This window comes from Tunturibacter psychrotolerans, from assembly GCF_040359615.1.
In the GTDB taxonomy this organism is placed as follows: Bacteria; Acidobacteriota; Terriglobia; order Terriglobales; family Acidobacteriaceae; genus Edaphobacter; species Edaphobacter psychrotolerans.
Genome location: NZ_CP132942.1, coordinates 3,221,236 through 3,239,350 on the forward strand (window position 1 = coordinate 3,221,236; position 18,115 = coordinate 3,239,350).

Annotated in this window: 15 protein-coding genes and 1 pseudogene; 11 read left to right on the forward strand and 5 right to left on the reverse strand. The window is 54.1% G+C overall.

Annotated features, from left to right (window positions below):
* Window positions 1-74 precede the first annotated feature (74 nt).
* Both RBB77_RS13350 and RBB77_RS13355 read right to left on the reverse strand, forming a co-directional pair.
* Window positions 75-764 (reverse strand): Crp/Fnr family transcriptional regulator, encoded by a 690-nt coding sequence (locus RBB77_RS13350; protein ID WP_353062242.1) that lies wholly within the window; start codon window positions 762-764, stop codon window positions 75-77.
* 231 nt (window positions 765-995) lie between these two features.
* Window positions 996-1,271, reverse strand: coding sequence for a hypothetical protein (locus tag RBB77_RS13355; RefSeq protein WP_353062243.1), 276 nt, complete (start codon window positions 1,269-1,271; stop codon window positions 996-998).
* A gap of 811 nt (window positions 1,272-2,082) precedes the next feature.
* On the opposite strand from RBB77_RS13355, the gene RBB77_RS13360 reads away from it, so the two are divergent.
* From RBB77_RS13360 to RBB77_RS13390, 7 genes are all read left to right on the forward strand, one after another.
* Window positions 2,083-3,558, forward strand: coding sequence for a serine hydrolase (locus RBB77_RS13360; RefSeq protein WP_353062244.1), 1,476 nt, complete (start codon window positions 2,083-2,085; stop codon window positions 3,556-3,558).
* A gap of 239 nt (window positions 3,559-3,797) precedes the next feature.
* Entirely contained in the window at window positions 3,798-4,352 is a 555-nt protein-coding gene (locus RBB77_RS13365) for an RNA polymerase sigma factor (RefSeq protein ID WP_353062245.1), read from the forward strand.
* Complete coding sequence (locus RBB77_RS13370; RefSeq protein ID WP_353062246.1) at window positions 4,349-4,837, forward strand: hypothetical protein; 489 nt, start codon at window positions 4,349-4,351, stop codon at window positions 4,835-4,837. The genes RBB77_RS13365 and RBB77_RS13370 overlap by 4 nt, the downstream gene beginning before the upstream one ends.
* Window positions 4,834-5,295, forward strand: coding sequence for a zinc ribbon domain-containing protein (locus tag RBB77_RS13375; protein ID WP_353062247.1), 462 nt, complete (start codon window positions 4,834-4,836; stop codon window positions 5,293-5,295). Before RBB77_RS13370 ends, RBB77_RS13375 begins: the two co-directional genes overlap by 4 nt.
* Window positions 5,292-6,032, forward strand: a complete 741-nt coding sequence (locus tag RBB77_RS13380; RefSeq protein ID WP_353062248.1) for a DUF4386 domain-containing protein — start codon at window positions 5,292-5,294, stop codon at window positions 6,030-6,032. Before RBB77_RS13375 ends, RBB77_RS13380 begins: the two co-directional genes overlap by 4 nt.
* A 458-nt stretch (window positions 6,033-6,490) precedes the next feature.
* Entirely contained in the window at window positions 6,491-6,856 is a 366-nt protein-coding gene (locus RBB77_RS13385) for a hypothetical protein (RefSeq protein ID WP_353062249.1), read from the forward strand.
* 12 nt (window positions 6,857-6,868) lie between these two features.
* Window positions 6,869-8,401, forward strand: coding sequence for a hypothetical protein (locus tag RBB77_RS13390; protein ID WP_353062250.1), 1,533 nt, complete (start codon window positions 6,869-6,871; stop codon window positions 8,399-8,401).
* A gap of 59 nt (window positions 8,402-8,460) precedes the next feature.
* Here RBB77_RS13390 and RBB77_RS13395 read toward each other — a convergent pair whose 3' ends face one another.
* Window positions 8,461-8,679 (reverse strand): alpha-hydroxy-acid oxidizing protein, encoded by a 219-nt coding sequence (locus tag RBB77_RS13395; RefSeq protein WP_353062251.1) that lies wholly within the window; start codon window positions 8,677-8,679, stop codon window positions 8,461-8,463.
* A 295-nt stretch (window positions 8,680-8,974) separates the two neighbouring features.
* Here RBB77_RS13395 and bglX point away from each other — a divergent pair, with 295 nt between their 5' ends.
* On the forward strand, window positions 8,975-11,260 hold the full coding sequence (bglX, locus tag RBB77_RS13400; protein ID WP_353062252.1) for a beta-glucosidase BglX: 2,286 nt from the start codon (window positions 8,975-8,977) through the stop codon (window positions 11,258-11,260).
* Window positions 11,261-11,463: 203 nt separating this feature from the next.
* On the opposite strand, the gene RBB77_RS13405 is transcribed toward bglX, so the two are convergent.
* The gene (locus tag RBB77_RS13405) at window positions 11,464-13,182 is read right to left on the reverse strand and encodes a PQQ-binding-like beta-propeller repeat protein (protein WP_353062253.1); all 1,719 of its coding nucleotides are present in this window, start codon (window positions 13,180-13,182) and stop codon (window positions 11,464-11,466) included.
* Window positions 13,183-13,508: 326 nt separating this feature from the next.
* Between RBB77_RS13405 and RBB77_RS13410 the strand changes: the two genes are divergently transcribed.
* Together RBB77_RS13410 and RBB77_RS13415 are read left to right on the forward strand one after the other, a co-directional pair.
* A complete protein-coding gene (locus RBB77_RS13410) occupies window positions 13,509-15,383 on the forward strand; it encodes a glycoside hydrolase family 2 protein (RefSeq protein ID WP_353062254.1) in 1,875 nt (624 codons plus the stop codon).
* Window positions 15,384-16,513: 1,130 nt separating this feature from the next.
* A pseudogene (locus tag RBB77_RS13415) lies at window positions 16,514-16,645 on the forward strand (7-cyano-7-deazaguanine synthase); the annotation flags it as partial.
* A 24-nt stretch (window positions 16,646-16,669) separates the two neighbouring features.
* Here the strand turns inward: RBB77_RS13415 and RBB77_RS13420 are convergent.
* Window positions 16,670-17,221 carry a recombinase family protein gene (locus RBB77_RS13420; RefSeq protein ID WP_353067627.1) on the reverse strand — a complete coding sequence of 184 codons (552 nt, stop codon included), beginning with the start codon at window positions 17,219-17,221 and terminating at the stop codon, window positions 16,670-16,672.
* Between RBB77_RS13420 and RBB77_RS13425 the strand changes: the two genes are divergently transcribed.
* A complete protein-coding gene (locus tag RBB77_RS13425; protein ID WP_353062255.1) occupies window positions 17,157-17,714 on the forward strand; it encodes a hypothetical protein in 558 nt (185 codons plus the stop codon). The two genes, RBB77_RS13420 and RBB77_RS13425, sit on opposite strands and share 65 nt — an antisense overlap.
* Window positions 17,715-18,115: the final 401 nt, after the last annotated feature.

Sequence of the window (18,115 nt, forward strand, 5' to 3'; positions counted from 1 at the left end):
TCAAAACAGATGCCTTTCTCTCCGGACGCTAAGTCCCCTGCATAATTTGTAGCGTTCCTTTTTGCGTCTTCCAATTATTGATTGTGAGCAATCTTGCTCACAATCACTGCCTTTTTTCTTATTTGCGTGGAATGATCTTTCTTGTTGACCATGATAGATGCACTTACAGCGTTATGCTCTGGTAGCTGATCGTGCAGCACCACATTTAGTAGCGACTTATGAACTCGTATGCGTCCGTTGTATTCAATAAAACCGAGTTTTCGGAAGCGGTTCATGAAAAAACTTACGCGGGATCGCGTCGTACCAATCATCTCGGCAAGAGTTTCCTGTGTAATCTGCGGGATCAGCATCTCCGGTTCACCCGGTTTGCCGAATTCGGCCATCAGCAAAAGAATTCTTGCCAGACGTTTTTCACTGGAGTTGAAGAGCTGATCGACAAGGTCCGCCTGGATTCGCATACTGCGTGCTAACAGAAATGATAGAAAGAGATCAGAGAAGGTGTGTTCCTCGTGCATGACGCGGATCATCTCAGCTCTTTCTATTCTGAGGGCCGTACACGCAATCACGGCAGTTGCTGTCGCCATGCGCAATCCCGCAACTGCAGCGATGGATTCCTCTCCAATAAAGTCCCCCGCGGACAGGAGCGTGATGGTGGCTTCTTTGCCTTTCTCCGAGACGACCGTGAGTTTGACTCTCCCGGTTTGAAGATAAAAAATACAGTTCGCCTCATCCGCCTGCGAAAAGAAATCCTCCTTCGCCTTCAACCGGACAATCCTTCGGCCCAACCCCGCGTTCGTCAAGAAGACAACTGGATCGAATGCAGCGTCTGTTGTCTCTTTCATGTCGAGCGCGCCTCTATCGCCTGCATCACATTCTATGTGGGGTTCCGTCGATGTGGCCGAAAATTTAATGAGGTAGCCGAAAGTACGACTCTCAGGAAAAAGGCAGGTAACCACGTTGATGAATACCTGCCCTTCTACTTTTCGTATCCGCTGCTATTTAGTTCTGCCTTCACTTACATGGCCGTGCCCATCACGCACTTCGTTGCCTTTGAAGTTTTTGGGAGGGGTTGCATGCTCAGGCGTAGCTTTCTCGCCGCGCTCTGGCATTGTTCCCGTATAGCCATGCTCTGGATGGAAGTGGTTATCTACATGGCCTTGGAAGTTGGCAGGGCCGTGGAAACCACGGTCCTGCTCCAACGAAGACGCCTCCTGTAAACCACTCAGGGCCATAGTATCCGTAGGGAGCGCAGCCGTAGGGAGCGGCATCATAGTAACCGTAAGGACATTCCGGAGCCACGCCAATTTCGACGGCGACCTGGGCTTGTGATTTGTGAGTATTCGCTGCGAAGCAAAAGCCGGCAACAGCAGCTAACGCAACTACTTTAAATCCGTGCATAAATTAACCTCAGTGTGTTATCAGGTGCATTCATGCCGAATAGTTGTGCCAGGACAGTTGGGAGTTTCAAGCCGCAAATAGGGTCAAGTAAATGATCAATATTGATCAGACAGATCTGAAAGCAATCTTTAAGCTTGAGGGACTTTCGTTATTTTACACGATTTCACAGTCACGCTGCGGAAGAGTTGTCCGACTTGTAGCCTCGTGGATGATGCTGAGCGAGTGGCGGGCCAATCGGAATTAGTTTTTCAACTGTTAGAACAGGCGAAAGCGCGTTTCCAGGATTGCTCGCCGTAATCCGTACCTTGGCGATTTTGCGCTAATCGCGATGGCTGGTGAATTGGTTCCGGTTAACTGACAATCCATACCATGGGCTCGTGGCGAGTCGAGCCTGTTGCTTCGCCGTATAGTGGTTGATATGCTCATCCGCTTGTTTCGGGCAGCTTGTGATGATTGTTTCTGTTTACCTGCCTTGTCTGTCCAAGCGACGGTGAGTGCGGCGTATCAGAAAGGCCTCCGAGTGAATTGAGTGGTCGCAGGAGAAAACAGCCGAATCCGGCATCGACGGTGCTGCGCTAGAGTCTCTGTACTCGGAGGTGGCCGGGAGCCACATCACGATCTAAAGGGCATCGTCATTGTGCGCAGCGGCCGCGTTGCGGACAAACGTACAGCGAAAGGACCTGAATGAATAGTTCAAAGGGCCGCGCTTGTCTCAAGCGCCCGGGTACTTACTTATTAGCAGCGATTTGTGCTGTGTGCTATGCAACAACATTGGCTCAAACCAGCGCCATAACCGCATCCAAAATTCACAAAGAGACCTCAAGTGGCCTCCGAGTCTTTACGCCGTTCCAAGCCGATGCTGTCGAGCCGAACTCGACCAAGCAGCGTTTGGATGAGGTAGCAGGTTCGTTCACCAAGGACGATGCATTCATGGGTGCGGTCGTAGTGGCAAAGGGCTCCGACATACTTCTCGATAAGGGTTACGGAAAAGCAGTCATGGAGTGGAATATTCCTGATTCTCCTAACGTGAAGTTCAGGATCGGCTCGATGACAAAACAATTCACCGCGGCGCTGGTTCTCCTGGAGCAAGAAGACGGCAAGCTTTCGGTGGACGACCCTATCCGCAAATACCTGCCTGACTCTCCGGCCACATGGGACAAGATAACAGTTGCCGATCTGCTGCATCACACCTCGGGTGTTCCCAACTTCATCTTCGACAAACGATTCTTTGAATGGAGGATGGTTTCTCACACACCAGCCGAGGAGATGGAGCTTTTCAAAGACAAGCCTCTGAACTTCTTACCTGGAACACAGTGGGAGTACAGCAATTCCAACTATGCGTTGCTCGGTATCATCTTGGAAAAAGTGACCGGGCAACGCTTTGTGGATCTCTTACAAGAGCGCATTCTTGTACCCCTTGGGATGAAGGATTCAGGGCTCGACGACGACGACCTGATCTTGCCCAAAAGAGCTGAGGGTTACCAGCCTGGTTCGAAAGGCATCGTTCCCGTGCGTTCCCAATCAATGTCTGTTGGCTGGTCCACTGGCTCCATGTACTCGACAACTGGGGATCTGCTGCGGTGGGAACGGGGCCTCTTTGGCGGAAAGGTTCTGTCTGCTTCATCACTGAAGCAGATGACTACGGCCACTAAAGGGAACTATGGCTGCGGCGTCTTTGTGAGTCGTAAAGACGACATGAAGGTAGTTGAACACGGCGGCAGCATTGAAGGTTTCAACAGCTACATGATTTACGTCCCGGCCCGCAATATCGCTGTCATTGCCCTGTCCAATGTAAGCGGCGATGCGCCGGATAAAATGGCTGCCAAACTACTCGACGTGACGCTGGGAAAAACAGTCACACTTGCCAAGCAGAGAGTTGCGGTGCCGATCGCGAAAGGTGAACTCCCAAAGTTTGTTGGAGACTACCAAATCTCGACGCAGTTATCGCTCAACATAACAGCATCAGACGGGGGCTTGGTCGTACTTGCAACGGGACAGCCGCCGTTGCGATTCTCTTATGAAGGAGAGATCAACGGTCACCCACAGTTCTTTACGCGTGCCATGGACGCACAAATCGAATTCCTACCGACTGTGACCGACCACGTTTCGACGTTGGTTCTTCATCTGAGCGGGACCGCAATGACAGGCAAAAGACAATAAGTTCTTCCGAAAGGGTAGGTCAACGAGGCGTTTTCTTGCTTACGGATCACGGGCTAACCAGAACTTACCGTTAGTCTGGCAATTCAACTTCCGAGTTGCCGACCATCCTGCCAGGAAAAGCTTTTGACTGGCAAGAGGCGAGTTTCCAATTGCCGCTGATTCGAGCGTTTTCGTAATTCCGGCCCCATGGTTCGTATACACCACGTATGTTCGACTATGAGCTGACTTCGAGGGCGTCAATGGAGAGCGATACGCAACAAATCGCGCTTGGATTGCGCCAGGGAGATGTCATTGTCCTTGAGGCGCTGGTCGAGCAGTACCAATATCGGCTTGTTCGCTATCTCATTTACCTCTTGGGCAGACGCGACGGGGTTGACGATCTGGTGCAGGAGACCTGGCTGCGGGTTCTAGAGCGAGGCTCCTCCTACGACGGGCAGTCCCGCTTTGAGCCCTGGCTGTTCAGGGTCGCACGCAATATTGCTCTCGATGCCATGCGTAAGCGGCCGATGTTCAGTCTGGACTCAAATGATGACGGTGGCTATCGACCATCGCCTGCTTCCAATGAGCCTTCGCCATTCACGCTTGCGGCGCGGACAGAAGATGCTGACTTGCTTGCTCGCTCGCTGCAAACTCTGGAGCCGGTCTATCGCGAAGTCCTCGTACTTCGCTTTCAAGAAGATTTGTCTCTACAGGAAATATCTGTAGTGGTGGGAGCGCCGGTCTCTACCGTCGCTTCCAGAATTTATCGAGGGCTGGCAACGCTGCGGCCGCAGTTCGAGGGAGAAACAGCATGAACACTGACCTCCACGAAAGTTTCCAGCACATGATCGACGAGAGTCTCGCGGTCGGCATATCGCCTGAGAGGGAACAATCTCTTCGCGAGCATCTCGACACTTGTGCTCCATGCCAGGAGTATCTCAGCGCAAGCAACCGGGTTATCGCGGGCCTCGGCGGTTTTTCCTTCGGGGTAAATCCAACACTCAATGCCAGGGTTTTCGCGTCTCTCAGCCTGCCTGCGCAGCACCTCCAGGCCACGCAACCAAGCCGCCGGCGATGGGTGTTGATCAGCGTTGCCGCCGTCGTACTCACAATGGGCGGCTCGTTCGTCGATTTGCAATTCGGGGGCTTGATCGCTTCTGTCTTCGATATAGAGCGCATGCAGGTGCGGCATGGGCTACTTGCTTTCTGGATTGTGCCCTCGCTGTGTTTCTTACTGCTGTTTCCGCTATTGCCTTTGTTATCGAAAGCCGGCACTCACCAGGAAGAAAGGATTTTATGAAACTCCTCCGTCGATTTTTGAACATTGTTCCGAAGACAGTTCAGCTTTGGGCTTCGGTCTTTGTGGGCTGTGCGTTCCTGGTCGGGTTGGTCTTGGGATACAAGACCGCTGACCCGGGCGCTGTGTTGCGGCCTCTGTCCGCGTATGGCGGCGCCGCCTTAGTGCTCGGCATCGTGCTCGCTATCTGGCTTCTGTGTCTCGGGTTCGTGTTTGCGGACGCTCGGCGGCGCGATATGCGGTCAATCCTCTGGGTTCTGGTCGCAGCCTTGTTCCCTCACTTGCTCGGATTTCTTCTTTACTTTGTCATGCGTCACCCGATCGCCGCGACCTGCACTCACTGCGGCATGACTGTCTCGAACCATCAGCGATTCTGCTCGTGGTGTGGCACTGCGCAATCCCTACCGAACTCAACCAAAGCACCACTCACGGCAAACCTGTCGCAAGGAGCAAGCCAATGAAGCCGGCATCCGCAGCAAAATCCTACGATAGCGTTACCTTGCGTCAGGCAGCGTTGGTTGCCGGCTTCGCCTACCTGCTCAATCCTGTCAGCTACGCTGAGTTTTCTATTTACCCGAAGCTGGTGGTTGCGGGCAACGCCGATCAAACGGTGCAGAACATCTCCGCCCATGTGGGCCTTCTTGCTGCCGCGATACTCTGTTACATCGTCAGCTTTATAGGTGACATCATCATTGCCTGGGCGCTGTATGTCCTGCTCGCACCAGTCAACAGAGCGCTGTCGTTGCTTACCGCGTGGTTCCAGTTGGTGTACGCCGGCGTCGCTCTCTGCGCTGTGTTTGGCTTGCTGGAGGTTTATCATCTCCTTGCCACACCGTATTACTTGACCCTCTTTGGCTCCGGTCAGCTGCATGCGCAAGTTTGGCTTCTGCTCCATTCGTTTCACTACGAATGGTCCATGTCCCTGATCATCTTCGGAATTCATCTTGTCCTCTTGGGCTACTTAGTGTACCGGTCCGGCTACATCCCGTGCCTATTGGGGATTGCGTTGTTCATCGCTGGATTGGGCTGGATGATTGCCGGCTTAGGTCCATACTTTCTTCCGAATGCCAACCTTGACTTCACTCTCATCACGGCCTTCGGCGAAGTGTTCTTTACTCTTTGGCTCTGGATCAGGGGCTGGAAGGTCCAGGAGCCGACCGTAAACTCTCAAGTCGATCCAATCACTGGCGTGCCATGATGCCCTTCCTCGGACGTGGGAGGAGTGACGTTATGCACGCCTCTGAATGACGGGCAAACCGGAAATAATCTCGTAGTGCCTGCAAAGTCGGGTTATCGGCAAGTTCGATGGTTCAGGCGTTTCGGATCCACTGGACGTGGTCGGAGTCGGGCGCTGGAGAGTAAGGCGCGGTTTGGCCGACTAACCACCCAGAACCCTGTCAATGAGCGCATTGCCTTGATATCAACAGCTCACAAGTCACTTGCACGACAAGTCAAATACACAGGCAAGTGAACGGTCAAGTCGGGTTTATGCGGCGCGTTTTAAAGTCGCATCGTGTATCGTCGCGTCCCCGCCTTGCTTCCGGAACCACGGCACTTGCGGCATTTGGAATTGATTCACCACAGATCTGTGATCAGGCGTATGATCCAACAGGCCTTTGGGACAGCTTTTCGAATGCAACTCAGCGAGTCATAGAGATGCAATGGGAAAAGGTCATCACCGATCCGCTCGGAATCGCCGGCTTTGCCCTCTCTCTTGCATTTGCGCTGGCCACACGCGTCATCTCACAGAAACGCAAAGGACAAAACCGCTGGCTCGCGCCCGCCGCTTATGCTCTCGCAGTGATCTGCGTTGTCGGTGGCTTCTCCCTTGCCTGGCATCGCGACTCAGCGAAACCCGTGCCTGTTCCCGTCCCACCGGCGGCTATCGCTCCGCAGCCTGCGACGCGACCCTCCTCCATCACGATCGGAGACATCAACCAGAGCGGCGACGGTAACGTTGCTGGAGTACAAGGTGACGTGAGAATTAACTCGCAGCAAAAGAAATCCCGGGCCCACAAGTGAGCGAGTCGCCATATGAAATGTGTTCTGTTGTCGTGCTTTCTAGCCGGGACCGCCGGCGCACAACTCACCACCGGAGCCATTACCCAGACGGGAAACTACCAGGTGGCTGGCGTCATCGGCAACCCTTCAATTGTGTGCTCAGGCATTCCTCCCGATGTCGTTCGTGCTCTCAATAAATACTTTGAATCGGAGCTCAGGGGCAAAGATACTCAGATCCAGAAACTCACAAAGGACGCAAACCAATGGAAGGATCGCTACCTCGATCTCGCCAGCCGCGCCTCGCAACCCGCCCTCGACGCCACCCAGAAATCTGAAGCGGATACCCTTCTTAGGCAAGGCAAACTGGACGAGGCCAGTCTGCTCCTCGCATCCATTGACAAAAAACTAGATACCCTCTCCGCGAAGCTTGACTGCAGCGAAGCTACAACAGAAACCTTCGCACTAGCCATCAAAGCCCTCGATGCCAGCCGAGTTCTTACCCTTTGGCACTGTCGCCCCGAAGACACCATCTCCGGCAACGTTCAGACATCATATGTTCTACTCTTCACATCGGGACAGTTCCCCGTTGCAAAGCCCTTCCTCGACCAGCTCATCACAAGCGGCTTCAATCCTCTCAAATACGTCAAACCGATCGCCGGTCCCCTTGCGGACCCTAGCGCAACCGGCGTGCTTCTCGCGCGATACTTCTACGCTCCTGTCTATCGGCCATTGATCGATGGCAACGTTGACGCCATCCAATGGATCATCGATCATGCGCCGTCGGGCTACTGGAACACCTACGGCCACCTCATGGAAGACATTGCAAGCATCATGCAACTGCCCTACACCCGTTTCCCCCTCGTCAATGCAACTCAGGCCATAACGATGCTGAGAAACGCCGGCGTTCCTGCCGACACCCACGATTGCAAACCCTTCCGAGATGCTTACAAAAAGTGGCTGGAAACCCAGCTCCCCGGTGCACTCCGTGTCCCGCTCGTCAGACCGACCGGTGTTGCTGCGATCTATGCTCGGCAAATCCGCTCCATGTATCCCAGCACACAACAGTCCCCGCAATACGCCGGCGTTTGGAAAGCAGTCAGTAACGCCCTTGCTCCCGCTTCACCTGATGCTCTTCATAAGGCGAAGGGACAGGTTGCAGCCGAAATCACGTCAAGCGATGTCAACTCACTCGATCAGAATATCAAGCTGCTCAAAAAACAGATCGAACATGGAATATGGTGGCGAAAACTTCCTGAAACTCAGGAAACGATCTACGAAGCAAGAAAGCGTCAAAACCTTGACGCCTTCGACAGCTATGGATACGTTCAGGTCGCATCCGGCGACCTCAAGGACACGGACCTATTGCCTTCGTCAACCCGGGCACCGGTTGGTTATCCCAACTGCGACTGCTTCACAGCGCAAGACCTTCGCGATCAGTTAGCGAAGGCATCCCAACGCAAAGAACTTCTGTTGCAGTTCCAGACGACGTACTCTCAGGGACACTCGTTGCTTGCGGTGAAGGCCTCTGCAGTGACGCTGCCATTCCTTAACCAAACTGGACACTAGTCATGCGCAGCAGCGCTTTCGGAAGCTCTGTGGTAAGTGAGCTCTTTGCTGGTCTTCACTCAAAGCGCCGCTTTGTGCGGCTTTAAAACCCAAGTTGCCGCGTTGCGCGGACGAAATGTCGCATCGCGAAAGGCGCGGCAGTTTTCCGCCAATGTGACTTCGGCGTCCGCGCCACCGTCGAGATAGTCGAAGACCGACCTGGGGACTCTTCGCTCGGCCAGCCGGCGAAGATCCTCGATATTCACGATGGCAGACGAGTTCAGCTTGCGGTTTGGCATGGGTACGCCTCGAGACGGGCCGTCCTCGAAATATTTCGGTTTCCTGAGGGAATGCTTCGTTTCGGATGTGTTGTCGGCTTCTCGTCGATAATGATAGCTTCCAAAAAGTGCGTTTGCTGGTACGAGTCAGTGCTGCGCTGTATGTGTGGAAGATAGCTGGAGTGTGGCTGTTGAGAACGATTGTGCCGGAACGGTGACTCCCGCCACGTTGCTGTTCTAAAGAACTCAGGGGAGAAAATCTGAAAGATTGGAGACCCCCGTGTTCCTGATCGATGATAATCGTGGCGAGGTTTCCATGACTAAGTTGCGCTGTCTCTGCTTTAGCGTCATCAGCTTGCTTCTCTCTGGAGCGGCAAAAGCCCAAGCTCCCATTTCGCGGAACGATACGGATCGCGCCGAAGCACTTCTAAAGCAGATGACAACCGAGGAAAAAATTGGACAGCTGAACCAGCCCTTCTACATAAAACTTCCGATCCCCGGCGTGAAGACTGATCCGGTCTCATACGAAGACCACGTGCGTCACGGGGAGGTCGGCTCCTTTCTGTTCCTCACCGATCCGAAGGAGATCAACCGTCTGCAGAAGATCGCGATGACCGAGCAGCGCTTGCACATTCCAATTCTTTTTGGCTTCGACGTGATTCACGGCTTTGATACCGAGTTTCCTGTACCGCTGGCCGTGGCCGCTTCCTGGGATCCGACGATGGCCGAACAAGCGCAGGGGATCGCTGCGGAGGAGGCGGGCCATGCGGGTCTGCGCTGGAGTTTCGCGCCTATGTTGGACATCGCACGAGACCCACGGTGGGGCCGGATCTCCGAGGGAGCTGGTGAAGATCCCTACCTTGGCGCGGCAATGGCACGCGCTCAGGTACGAGGTTTTCAAGGAACGCCTGAGAATCCACGGCCCTTCATCGCGACCTTGAAACATTTCGCAGGCTATGGTGCCGCTGAAGGTGGCAGGGACTACGACGCCGTGTACATTCCGGAGGAGCAGATGCAGAACGTCTATCTCCCTCCTTTTCGCGCTGGGATTGAAGCGGGCGCAGGAACTGTCATGAGCGCTTATATGGATTTGAATGATGTCCCGGCCGCCGGGAATGTGCACCTCCTTCAAGACACTCTGCGTGCAGAACTTGGCTTCAAAGGATTCGTCGTGAGCGATGCCTTTGCCGTCGGGAGTCTGGTCACTCAGGGTTTCGCTAAGGATGCGACCGACGCGACATTCCGCGGTGCTACGGCTGGCGTGAATATGGATATGGGCAGCGCCACCTACCTGGCACATATGAAGTCTCTGCTTGATCAGGGGCAGCTAACTCCAACTCAGCTTGATGATCTTGTCCGCCCTATTCTCGCAGCAAAGTATCATCTGGGGCTTTTTGAGAACGCATATGCGGATGCTACGGAACAGACCCACGCCGAGATGCTTGCCAAGCATCGTCAGATGGCGAGAACCGCAGCTGCACGTTCTGCTGTGTTGCTTAAGAACGAAGGCAGTCTGCTGCCGCTGGCAAAGACTACAAAGCATGTTGCGGTTATCGGGCCGCTGGGCAATAGCAAAGGCGATATGAATGGACCCTGGAGCTTGACTGCTAAGGCAGAAGATACAGTCTCTGTCTTCGACGGTATCCGCGCAAAGCTCCCCGATTCGCATGTGGAATATGCAGAAGGCGTGCAGATTGCCAAGGCTTTTCCTTCTTCATTCGATGGCTTCATCGGGCCTAAGATAGAAACACCGTGGAGCCCCGAAGAGGCGGATCGCCAGATGAAGAGCGCTCTGCAGTTGGCCGGGAAATCTGATGTGGTGATCGTGACCCTCGGCGAACTAAGCGTTATGGATTTCGAGTACTCCTCGCGTTCGTCGCTAAATCTTCCCGGCAAACAACTGGAACTTCTCGAGAAGATTCAAGCGCTTGGGAAGCCTGTCGTGTTGCTGCTCTTCAGCACCCGGCCGCTTGATCTTTCGTGGGCTTCAGAACACATTCCAGCGATTATGGATTGTTACTTCGGCGGCACGGAGACCGGGAATGCAGTTGCCGATCTTTTGGTGGGTGATGCGGTACCCGGAGGTAAGCTGCCGGTTACCTGGCCACGAACCAGTGGGCAGATTCCAATCTATTACGCGCATACCACCTCACATAAGCCCTACGATTCGCCGGACTTTACCTCCCGCTATTGGGACGCTCCGACCTCACCTCTTTACCCCTTTGGCTATGGGCTAAGCTATTCGACCTTCACTATCTCCGATCTTCGACTAACCGCTAAAACCGCTCAGTTGGACGAATCCATCACCGCAACTGTCACGGTTGCAAATACTGGTTCAAGAGCAGCCGACGAAGTAGTGCAGCTTTATCTGCATCAGCGATTCGGTTCGGCATCGAGACCCGTTCGTCAGTTGAAGGGTTTCCGTCGTATCACGCTACAGCCGGGGCAAAAACAGGAGGTCAGCTTCACGATCGGCCGCGACGAGCGAAACTATTGGAGCGCCGCGAAGAATGGATGGGTTGTAGAACCTTCCGACTTCGACGTATGGGTTGGCAACAGTTCGACAGCCACACTGCACGACAGCTTCTCGGTGATGCGGTAAAGATGGAACAGGAACGTTCGTCCGGACGGGGGCAAGTCGGCTCTTCGTCACCGATCCAGTCGAGACGCATCACCCGGGGTCAATAAGTGACTCCGCCTGTTATCGCCAACTGGGCACTGAACAAGCTCGATCATTAGTAAACAGAAGCCGCACACAGCAAGCTCCCAGAAAGCACCACGAACTACTAGCTTCAACATCGTTGCTCAGTCTTCCATCTGTTTCGGCTTCGGCGACGTCATCTTCACGGCATCTGACCTTTCGCTCACGCCATTCGTTCCGACCGCAACGATCGTGTACGTTGCAGACTCGCCTCTTTCAGGCGCTGGTTCGGTGAACTTCCCGGTAGTCAACCCAACCCCCACCAGCTTTGCTTCAAGCTCAAGTGTGCTCGTCCTCAAGACGCGGTAATCCCTGGCCCCTGGTGAAACATTCCAGGTAAGCGTCAAAACGCCGCTTAGGATCGTTGCCTTTACGCCAGTCGGAGGAGCCGGCTTGATCGCATCCTTTGCAGGCAGCGACCCGTAGACGCAGAACTGACCCGTTCCCACATTTTCCGTACCAAAACTTGAAAGATAAACCATCCCATTCGCAATTGTCGGCGGCGCCATTTTGGAGTATTCGCCGCAATCGTCGCGCGTGGGAACCTGCAGCGAGTTCCATAGTTCATGGCGAATGTCATCTCCATCATAGGCATGCAAAATGCCTGGTCGTGACTCATGCCACGAGTCCCCGGTTGCATGGATTGCTGCCCACAAAACGCCGTCTTTGTCTCCATTTGCCGACAGCGACAGCATCGCGCCGGGATGACCTTCATTCGGTATATCCCGCATCATCAACGGCGTCTCTCCAAGCTTTTCTCCTTCGAGCCTGTAAACCTTGGCTTTGTCCCTCTGCCCCCACACATACAGCAGGTCGCCGCTATGTGCACTCTGCCAGTAGACGAGGCTATGCAGATGCGAAGCGGTGGCCTGAAAGTGCTGCAACGCATGTTCATCGCCGAGATGTCCCAGGTTTCTCGCATCCAGCGTGTAGAGCACGCCCTCCTTCCCGCCGCCGAGAACCAGGTGCGTGCCCGGGATGAGAGTCGCACCTGACGAGTTAAGGTCTGTATCCTCCTTGTCGAGTGCGAGATGGTTCGTCGGAGTAAACCAGTCCAGTAGCTTGAGGCGCGGCGTCAACTTCAAAAAACTTTCGCTGAAGTTCCTAACGCCATCCCAACTGCCGTTGCCAGTCACTACGTATACGTTCCCGTCTGCGTCTGCCGCGGGTCCTTGGCCCGATTGCCAGATACTTGCCTCAGAGCCCGTCGGCGATGTATTGAAAACACTAATCTGTGTCAGCGTTTTCGCATCGTACGCCATCAGAAATCCGTGATACGGATCCTTGTCGCAATGCGACGCGTAGCCTAGGTACACCATGCCGTTAGCCAGCATCAGCGCAGGCCTCTGGTTTTGCATGAGCGCGTTGAAGTCAGGTGCGCTGATCGTCACTGGGCTCTCCGGCAGATCAGCACCCGTCGCCAGATCCAGTGCATGAAGTCTTTGCAGGAATCCGGTTCGCGGACCATTCGCCGCCCCCGCCCGCGTCAGCGCAACCACATACAACACTCCGCGCGCCTTGTCGATTACGGGCGTGCCAATGATGCCCATCTGTCCATTGATATCCAGGCAGCCGAAATTTTCGCTGTGCAGGTTTGCCGGCGTTCCGAAGTTCACGTGCCACACCGGCGCCGAGGCTGCCGCATCGTTGGCGTCGAAGGCATAGACGCTGTTGTTCACCGTGGTCACGTACACAAGATCGCGCGTGCCTCCGTCGATCGCCACTCCAGTCACCACCAGCGGCTGTGTATAGATCTGGTCGTCCACAACCCGCTTGAAAAGCATCCCAAACTGGGCCTGATTTACATTTGCCGGGGTCAGCATCGTCTCTCGCAGATTTACACCAGTCCGCAAATTGTCATTATGCTGCGTCAGAACATCGACTTGTGCATATACGCAGGTACTAACCGCAAATAAAGACAAGCAGGGCAAAACGAAGATCGAAAAGTGTTTCAGGATACAGTCGAAAAATCGCATTCTTTACACTCCGAGCCAGCCATTGTCAGGCCATTGTGACGATTAAGAACTAGAGATGGTGAGGGCAAAACTTTACGATGCAGAGAGCGCTCACATCTGCCGATGTCACCATGCTAATTAGTATTCGCCTGGCTCGCCCAGAAACTATATGCTCGTTTCGAGGAATGATTGGAATGATTCAGTTGTTGAAACGCTCCGCCGCGTTGTGCCTGATCCCCCGTAACATTGCCACCCTGTTCCTCTGCCTGGGACTGATGATGCCGGCTTTGGGGCAACAGTCACTAAAAACGCTTCTCGTAGGCATTGACCACAGAACCGTCACCAGTCTAAACGGAGACTGGCACTACCTCGTCGACCAAGCCCCAGGACGCGCCTTATACATCGGAAATGGTGAGATCAATGACAGGTCCTACGCCCTGAACGAGCATCCCAACATCGTTGGCAATCACAACCAGGAATACGACTTCGCTACCGCACCCACCATCGCGGTCCCAAGCGATTGGAACACCCAAGTCCCCCAACTTTTCAACTACGAGGGCGTGCTCTGGTATCAGCGAGACTTCGACGCCCAGCCCAAACCAGGCACTCGCACCTTCCTCCATATCGGAGCAGCCAACTACCGCTCTCACGTCTGGGTCAATCAAAAACGAATCTGCGATCACGAGGGCGGCTTCACCCCGTTCGACTGCGAGGTCACCTCCATTCTTCACGCCGGATCCAACTTTGTCGTCATCGCCGTCGACGCCACCCGGCTCGTCGATGGCATCCCTTCCGTCGGCTATGACTGGTTCAACTACGGGGGCCTAACCCGCGATGTTTCACTTGTGACCGTGCCCGCGACCTTCATCGACGACTACGACGTCCACCTCGCTCACAAAGCCCAGTTCGAGCCTGACAACACTGAACTCACCGGGTATGTCCACGTGCTCGACGCGCCAGCGGGCACATCAGTGGCAATCGACATTCCTGAAGCAGGCGCAAAGACTGTCGCCAGGACGGATGCCAACGGGAACGCCGTCTTCACCGTTAAGGCCGCAAAGCTCACCCTCTGGTCGCCCGAAACGCCAAAGGTCTACAAGGTCAACCTTGCCTCAGGAGATGACCGGCTTAGCGACGACATTGGCTTCCGCGACATCCGTGTCGATGGCACTCGCATCCTCATCAACGGGAAGGCTATCTTCCTCCAGGGCGTCAACGTACATGCTGAGGCGCCTATTCGCGGAGGTCGCGTCAACACCGACCAGGACGTCGCAACTCTCTTTAGCTACCTCAAAGACCTCAACGCCAACTTCGCGCGCCTCGCACACTATCCCCATGACGAACGTATGGAACGTGCCGCGGATCGCAACGGCATCATGATCTGGTCTGAAATTCCCAACTGGCAGCACATCTCCTTTGACAAACCAGAAGTCTATGCCAAAGACGTCACAATGCTCAGAGAAATGATCCGCCGTGACCGCAACAAGGCATCCGTCATCCTCTGGTCCGTATCCAATGAGACATCTAACGATCCTACTCGCACCAAGTTCCTCACCAATCTCGCTAATGAAGCGCGCAAGCTTGACCCGACCCGCCTGATTACTTCAGCAGTGCTCGGACCGAAGCCCAACGGCAATGAGAGAGTTGTAAACGATCCACTCTGCGATGCGCTCGACGTCATTGGCCAGAATGAATATATCGGTTGGTATGAACTCAACCCCGAAGAGGCCGACAAAATTCAGTGGATCTTTCCGCAAAAGCCAGTTCTCATCAGCGAGTTCGGCGCCGAAGCGAAATTCGGTAACCACGGTGCCATCAACCAGCGCTGGACGGAAGAACAACAAGTCGATGTTTTCAAGCATCAACTCATCATGCTCAACAAAATTCCTCAACTCCGCGGCATAATTCCATGGGTACTTATGGACTTCCGTTCGACCACGCGGAATATCCCAAAACTTCAGGATGGCTTCAATCGCAAAGGTCTCATCTCGGAAGCCGGCGAAAAAAAACAGACGTTCTTATACTTTCAAAAAATATACAAAGAGCATTTGATAGGAAAAGCTGAGTAGCGTACACGGCGGCAGAAGAAAACTAGTCCGCTACGGCGATCATAATACTCGTGAACCGCGTGTCACAGCAGCCCAGTTCATCGATGAATGCAGCGCAAGGTCTATGGCTTCAAAGCAATAGGTCCGTATGCCTACCAGGATGGTTGAAACGAAATCCAATAATCCGATCGAACAGTTGGATCAGAACCATCATTACAGCTAGAACGGCCGCCCCGCCGCGTGTGCGTAGTTATAGGGCCACTCCAGCTCTCTCTGATTTCTGTGATCTGAATCGCCTGAGTTGGGAGGACCGATCGGGATACGCTTCGAGAACAAAGTCGATCTCTATCGAAAAATCTAAGCGCTGTCAGTCCTATTTCTCAATCGTTCTTCTTGCACCTTATGGATTCCGAAGCTCTGATATTGGCCTCAAATTACCGAGATAGACAATTACGATTCCCTGATAGTTGAAATTTAATTCCCTGTTCAGTTGGGGCCTAATTAAGAGGAAGGCGCGAGAAAGCGCCCTTTATTCACGAGGATTGACGCGAAACTCCAAGGCATTTTAAACAAAGCTCGTTGAAAAATCCCTGTATTAAACCCTGATGGCAGGGAATTGTGACGGAGAGCGGTACGCTTAGGACTGCCTCCACCGCCATTTTATCTATCGGGTCTCAGAGTAGCGATTTGCTACGGTAGAGACTCGCGGAAGTCCCCATAAAATTGAGTTTTCTTAAGTGAGCTTCTTCTCCGGAGAGAGTTGCGGTCCGAGCCGCCTGGCCTGCGTGGGCAAATATCTCCGGACTTGTCGGCTGCAGAAATTATTGGGCGATTTTAGATCGCGGCTGGGAGCCGCTGGCAGAGAGGCGGTTCCGAAATAGATCAGGTTGCATTTCGGGCGGGGAACGTGGGCATCGGAATCGAACATGAAACTAGCGTAGGCGCAGATAAGGCGAAAGCCACTGCGGAAGGCTGCGCATCTTTAGTAATTGCTCGAGGCGAATGCTGCGTACCGTTGCGCCGAGTTATTGCTGATCATTAACTCTCGATGATCAAGTCCTGCGAATTCAGGAAGGTCTCTATTCGCTTGTGCTAAAAAGGTCTGCACACCATCAGGCCCAGCAGCACACACGACGATGAGCATCACCGAGATGGAGGCAGTTCTGGATAGACCCTTTGCCCGAGAAGCTATTGTTCTTTTCAGCGGCGGAATTGACTCAACCGCCTGCATTTACCTGTTGAAGGAACAAGGATTCCTTGTACGCGGCTTATTCGTTGACTATTCGCAGGCAGCGGCTCATCAGGAATCACAAGCGGTGTTGGGAGCCGCGAGAGAGAACCACATCACCTCGTTGGCGTCCCGTGGAGCTGGTCCATCTTTTGCTTCGAATTCCAGAGTGCTTCAGATGTTCGGCGAGTTTCCGGACACATCCACACTCGAGATATGTGAGGAAGATACTTCGGACAGCCACGGCCTCTTCGGCGTTGACGATGAGTTTTCCCTCCACCCTGTCGTAGCCCTTGGGCACATGGCCTCCCATCCACATGCCCTTCTTCTTCGAGGCGGCGACTTTGTCTCTGATCCTTTCGCCCGTGACCTCACGCTCGAACTGCGCGAAGGAGAGAAGCACGTTGAGAGTCAAACGGCCCATGGAGGTAGTCGTATTGAACTGTTGCGTAACGGTGACGAAGCTTACCCCTTGCTTATCAAAGGCATCAACTATCTTGGCGAAGTCGGACAGCGCGCGAGTGAGGCGGTCTGCTGCGGCGAACACCCTCAAACAAGGAACTTTTATGTACAAGACATCGATTGAACAAATCGCGAGAACAGTCGCCGCCGCGATCTTCCTGGTCAGCATCGTTCCGAATCCCGCGGCGTACGGACTCTCCGGCTCAAAGAGTAAGAGCGCGGCCGACACCCCACAGACAAGCCTCGAACAGGTTCTTGACTTGAACAAGCAACTGATCGCCTCCGAGAACGCAAAAGACTTCGACACCGTCAAGGCGATGGTATGGGAGTCTCCCTCTGCTCTCTTCGTCGCGAAGACTGCGACGGCCGCGGAAGGGAACTGGGCCGGCTTCTGGGGACACGACGTAGTCGTCCAGCATCTCCACGATGTCATCTACGGCGGGCCGTTCCACATCGATCCCGACTACACGAAAGCCAAGGTCGTTCTACTGAACGCCGGCGTGGCCGAGACCTACGTGCCCGTTCACATCACCGTTGGCTACGGTGGACAGCAACCTGTGCCAAAACCATTTTTGATTCTGATCGATTGGGTCAAAACGCCCGCTGGATGGAAGATGGCGAGCGACATCGCAATCCCAGTTCCTCCACCACCGGCAAGGTAAATTTCCGCCCTAGCTTCAACAAACGACCCGTCGTAGGTTTACCGGATGGCGAGGAGTGAATATCTGTGAAATTAATTCTGTGGTGACTCTATGGCCCGCTATTCGTGGACGAGAACTCAGTTACGACAGATTCGCACGATCCATCTCGAAGCTAAGTGTAAACGCAGTGTTGCCCAACCCCGACTCATCCAAGTACAGGCTGCCACCGTGCTGTTCAGCGGCACAACGAGCCATGGTTAGTCCTAGACCTGTACCGTTGGGTTCCTGTAGCGAAGGATGGGAGCTTCGCCGGGTGCTGGGTGAGGAGAAGCTCTATGCGCTGGTGCGCGGGCGCGGTTTGGTCGACAGACCAGAGTCATCCGCAAAACGTTGACAGAACCTCGATTCATCGTAATCAGCCC

What these genes read in the sequence shown, in the direction of transcription:
- RBB77_RS13355 (WP_353062243.1), bottom strand. Translation starts at nt 1,271, where the DNA reads ATGATGCCGCTCCCTACGGCTGCGCTCCCTACGGATACTATGGCCCTG.
- RBB77_RS13360 (WP_353062244.1), top strand. Translation starts at nt 2,083, where the DNA reads ATGAATAGTTCAAAGGGCCGCGCTTGTCTCAAGCGCCCGGGTACTTAC.
- RBB77_RS13365 (WP_353062245.1), top strand. Translation starts at nt 3,798, where the DNA reads ATGGAGAGCGATACGCAACAAATCGCGCTTGGATTGCGCCAGGGAGAT.
- RBB77_RS13370 (WP_353062246.1), top strand. Translation starts at nt 4,349, where the DNA reads ATGAACACTGACCTCCACGAAAGTTTCCAGCACATGATCGACGAGAGT.
- RBB77_RS13375 (WP_353062247.1), top strand. Translation starts at nt 4,834, where the DNA reads ATGAAACTCCTCCGTCGATTTTTGAACATTGTTCCGAAGACAGTTCAG.
- RBB77_RS13380 (WP_353062248.1), top strand. Translation starts at nt 5,292, where the DNA reads ATGAAGCCGGCATCCGCAGCAAAATCCTACGATAGCGTTACCTTGCGT.
- RBB77_RS13385 (WP_353062249.1), top strand. Translation starts at nt 6,491, where the DNA reads ATGCAATGGGAAAAGGTCATCACCGATCCGCTCGGAATCGCCGGCTTT.
- RBB77_RS13390 (WP_353062250.1), top strand. Translation starts at nt 6,869, where the DNA reads ATGAAATGTGTTCTGTTGTCGTGCTTTCTAGCCGGGACCGCCGGCGCA.
- RBB77_RS13395 (WP_353062251.1), bottom strand. Translation starts at nt 8,679, where the DNA reads ATGCCAAACCGCAAGCTGAACTCGTCTGCCATCGTGAATATCGAGGAT.
- bglX (WP_353062252.1), top strand. Translation starts at nt 8,975, where the DNA reads ATGACTAAGTTGCGCTGTCTCTGCTTTAGCGTCATCAGCTTGCTTCTC.
- RBB77_RS13405 (WP_353062253.1), bottom strand. Translation starts at nt 13,182, where the DNA reads ATGCTGACCCCGGCAAATGTAAATCAGGCCCAGTTTGGGATGCTTTTC.
- RBB77_RS13410 (WP_353062254.1), top strand. Translation starts at nt 13,509, where the DNA reads ATGATTCAGTTGTTGAAACGCTCCGCCGCGTTGTGCCTGATCCCCCGT.
- RBB77_RS13425 (WP_353062255.1), top strand. Translation starts at nt 17,157, where the DNA reads ATGTACAAGACATCGATTGAACAAATCGCGAGAACAGTCGCCGCCGCG.
- RBB77_RS13420 (WP_353067627.1), bottom strand. Translation starts at nt 17,221, where the DNA reads ATGCTGACCAGGAAGATCGCGGCGGCGACTGTTCTCGCGATTTGTTCA.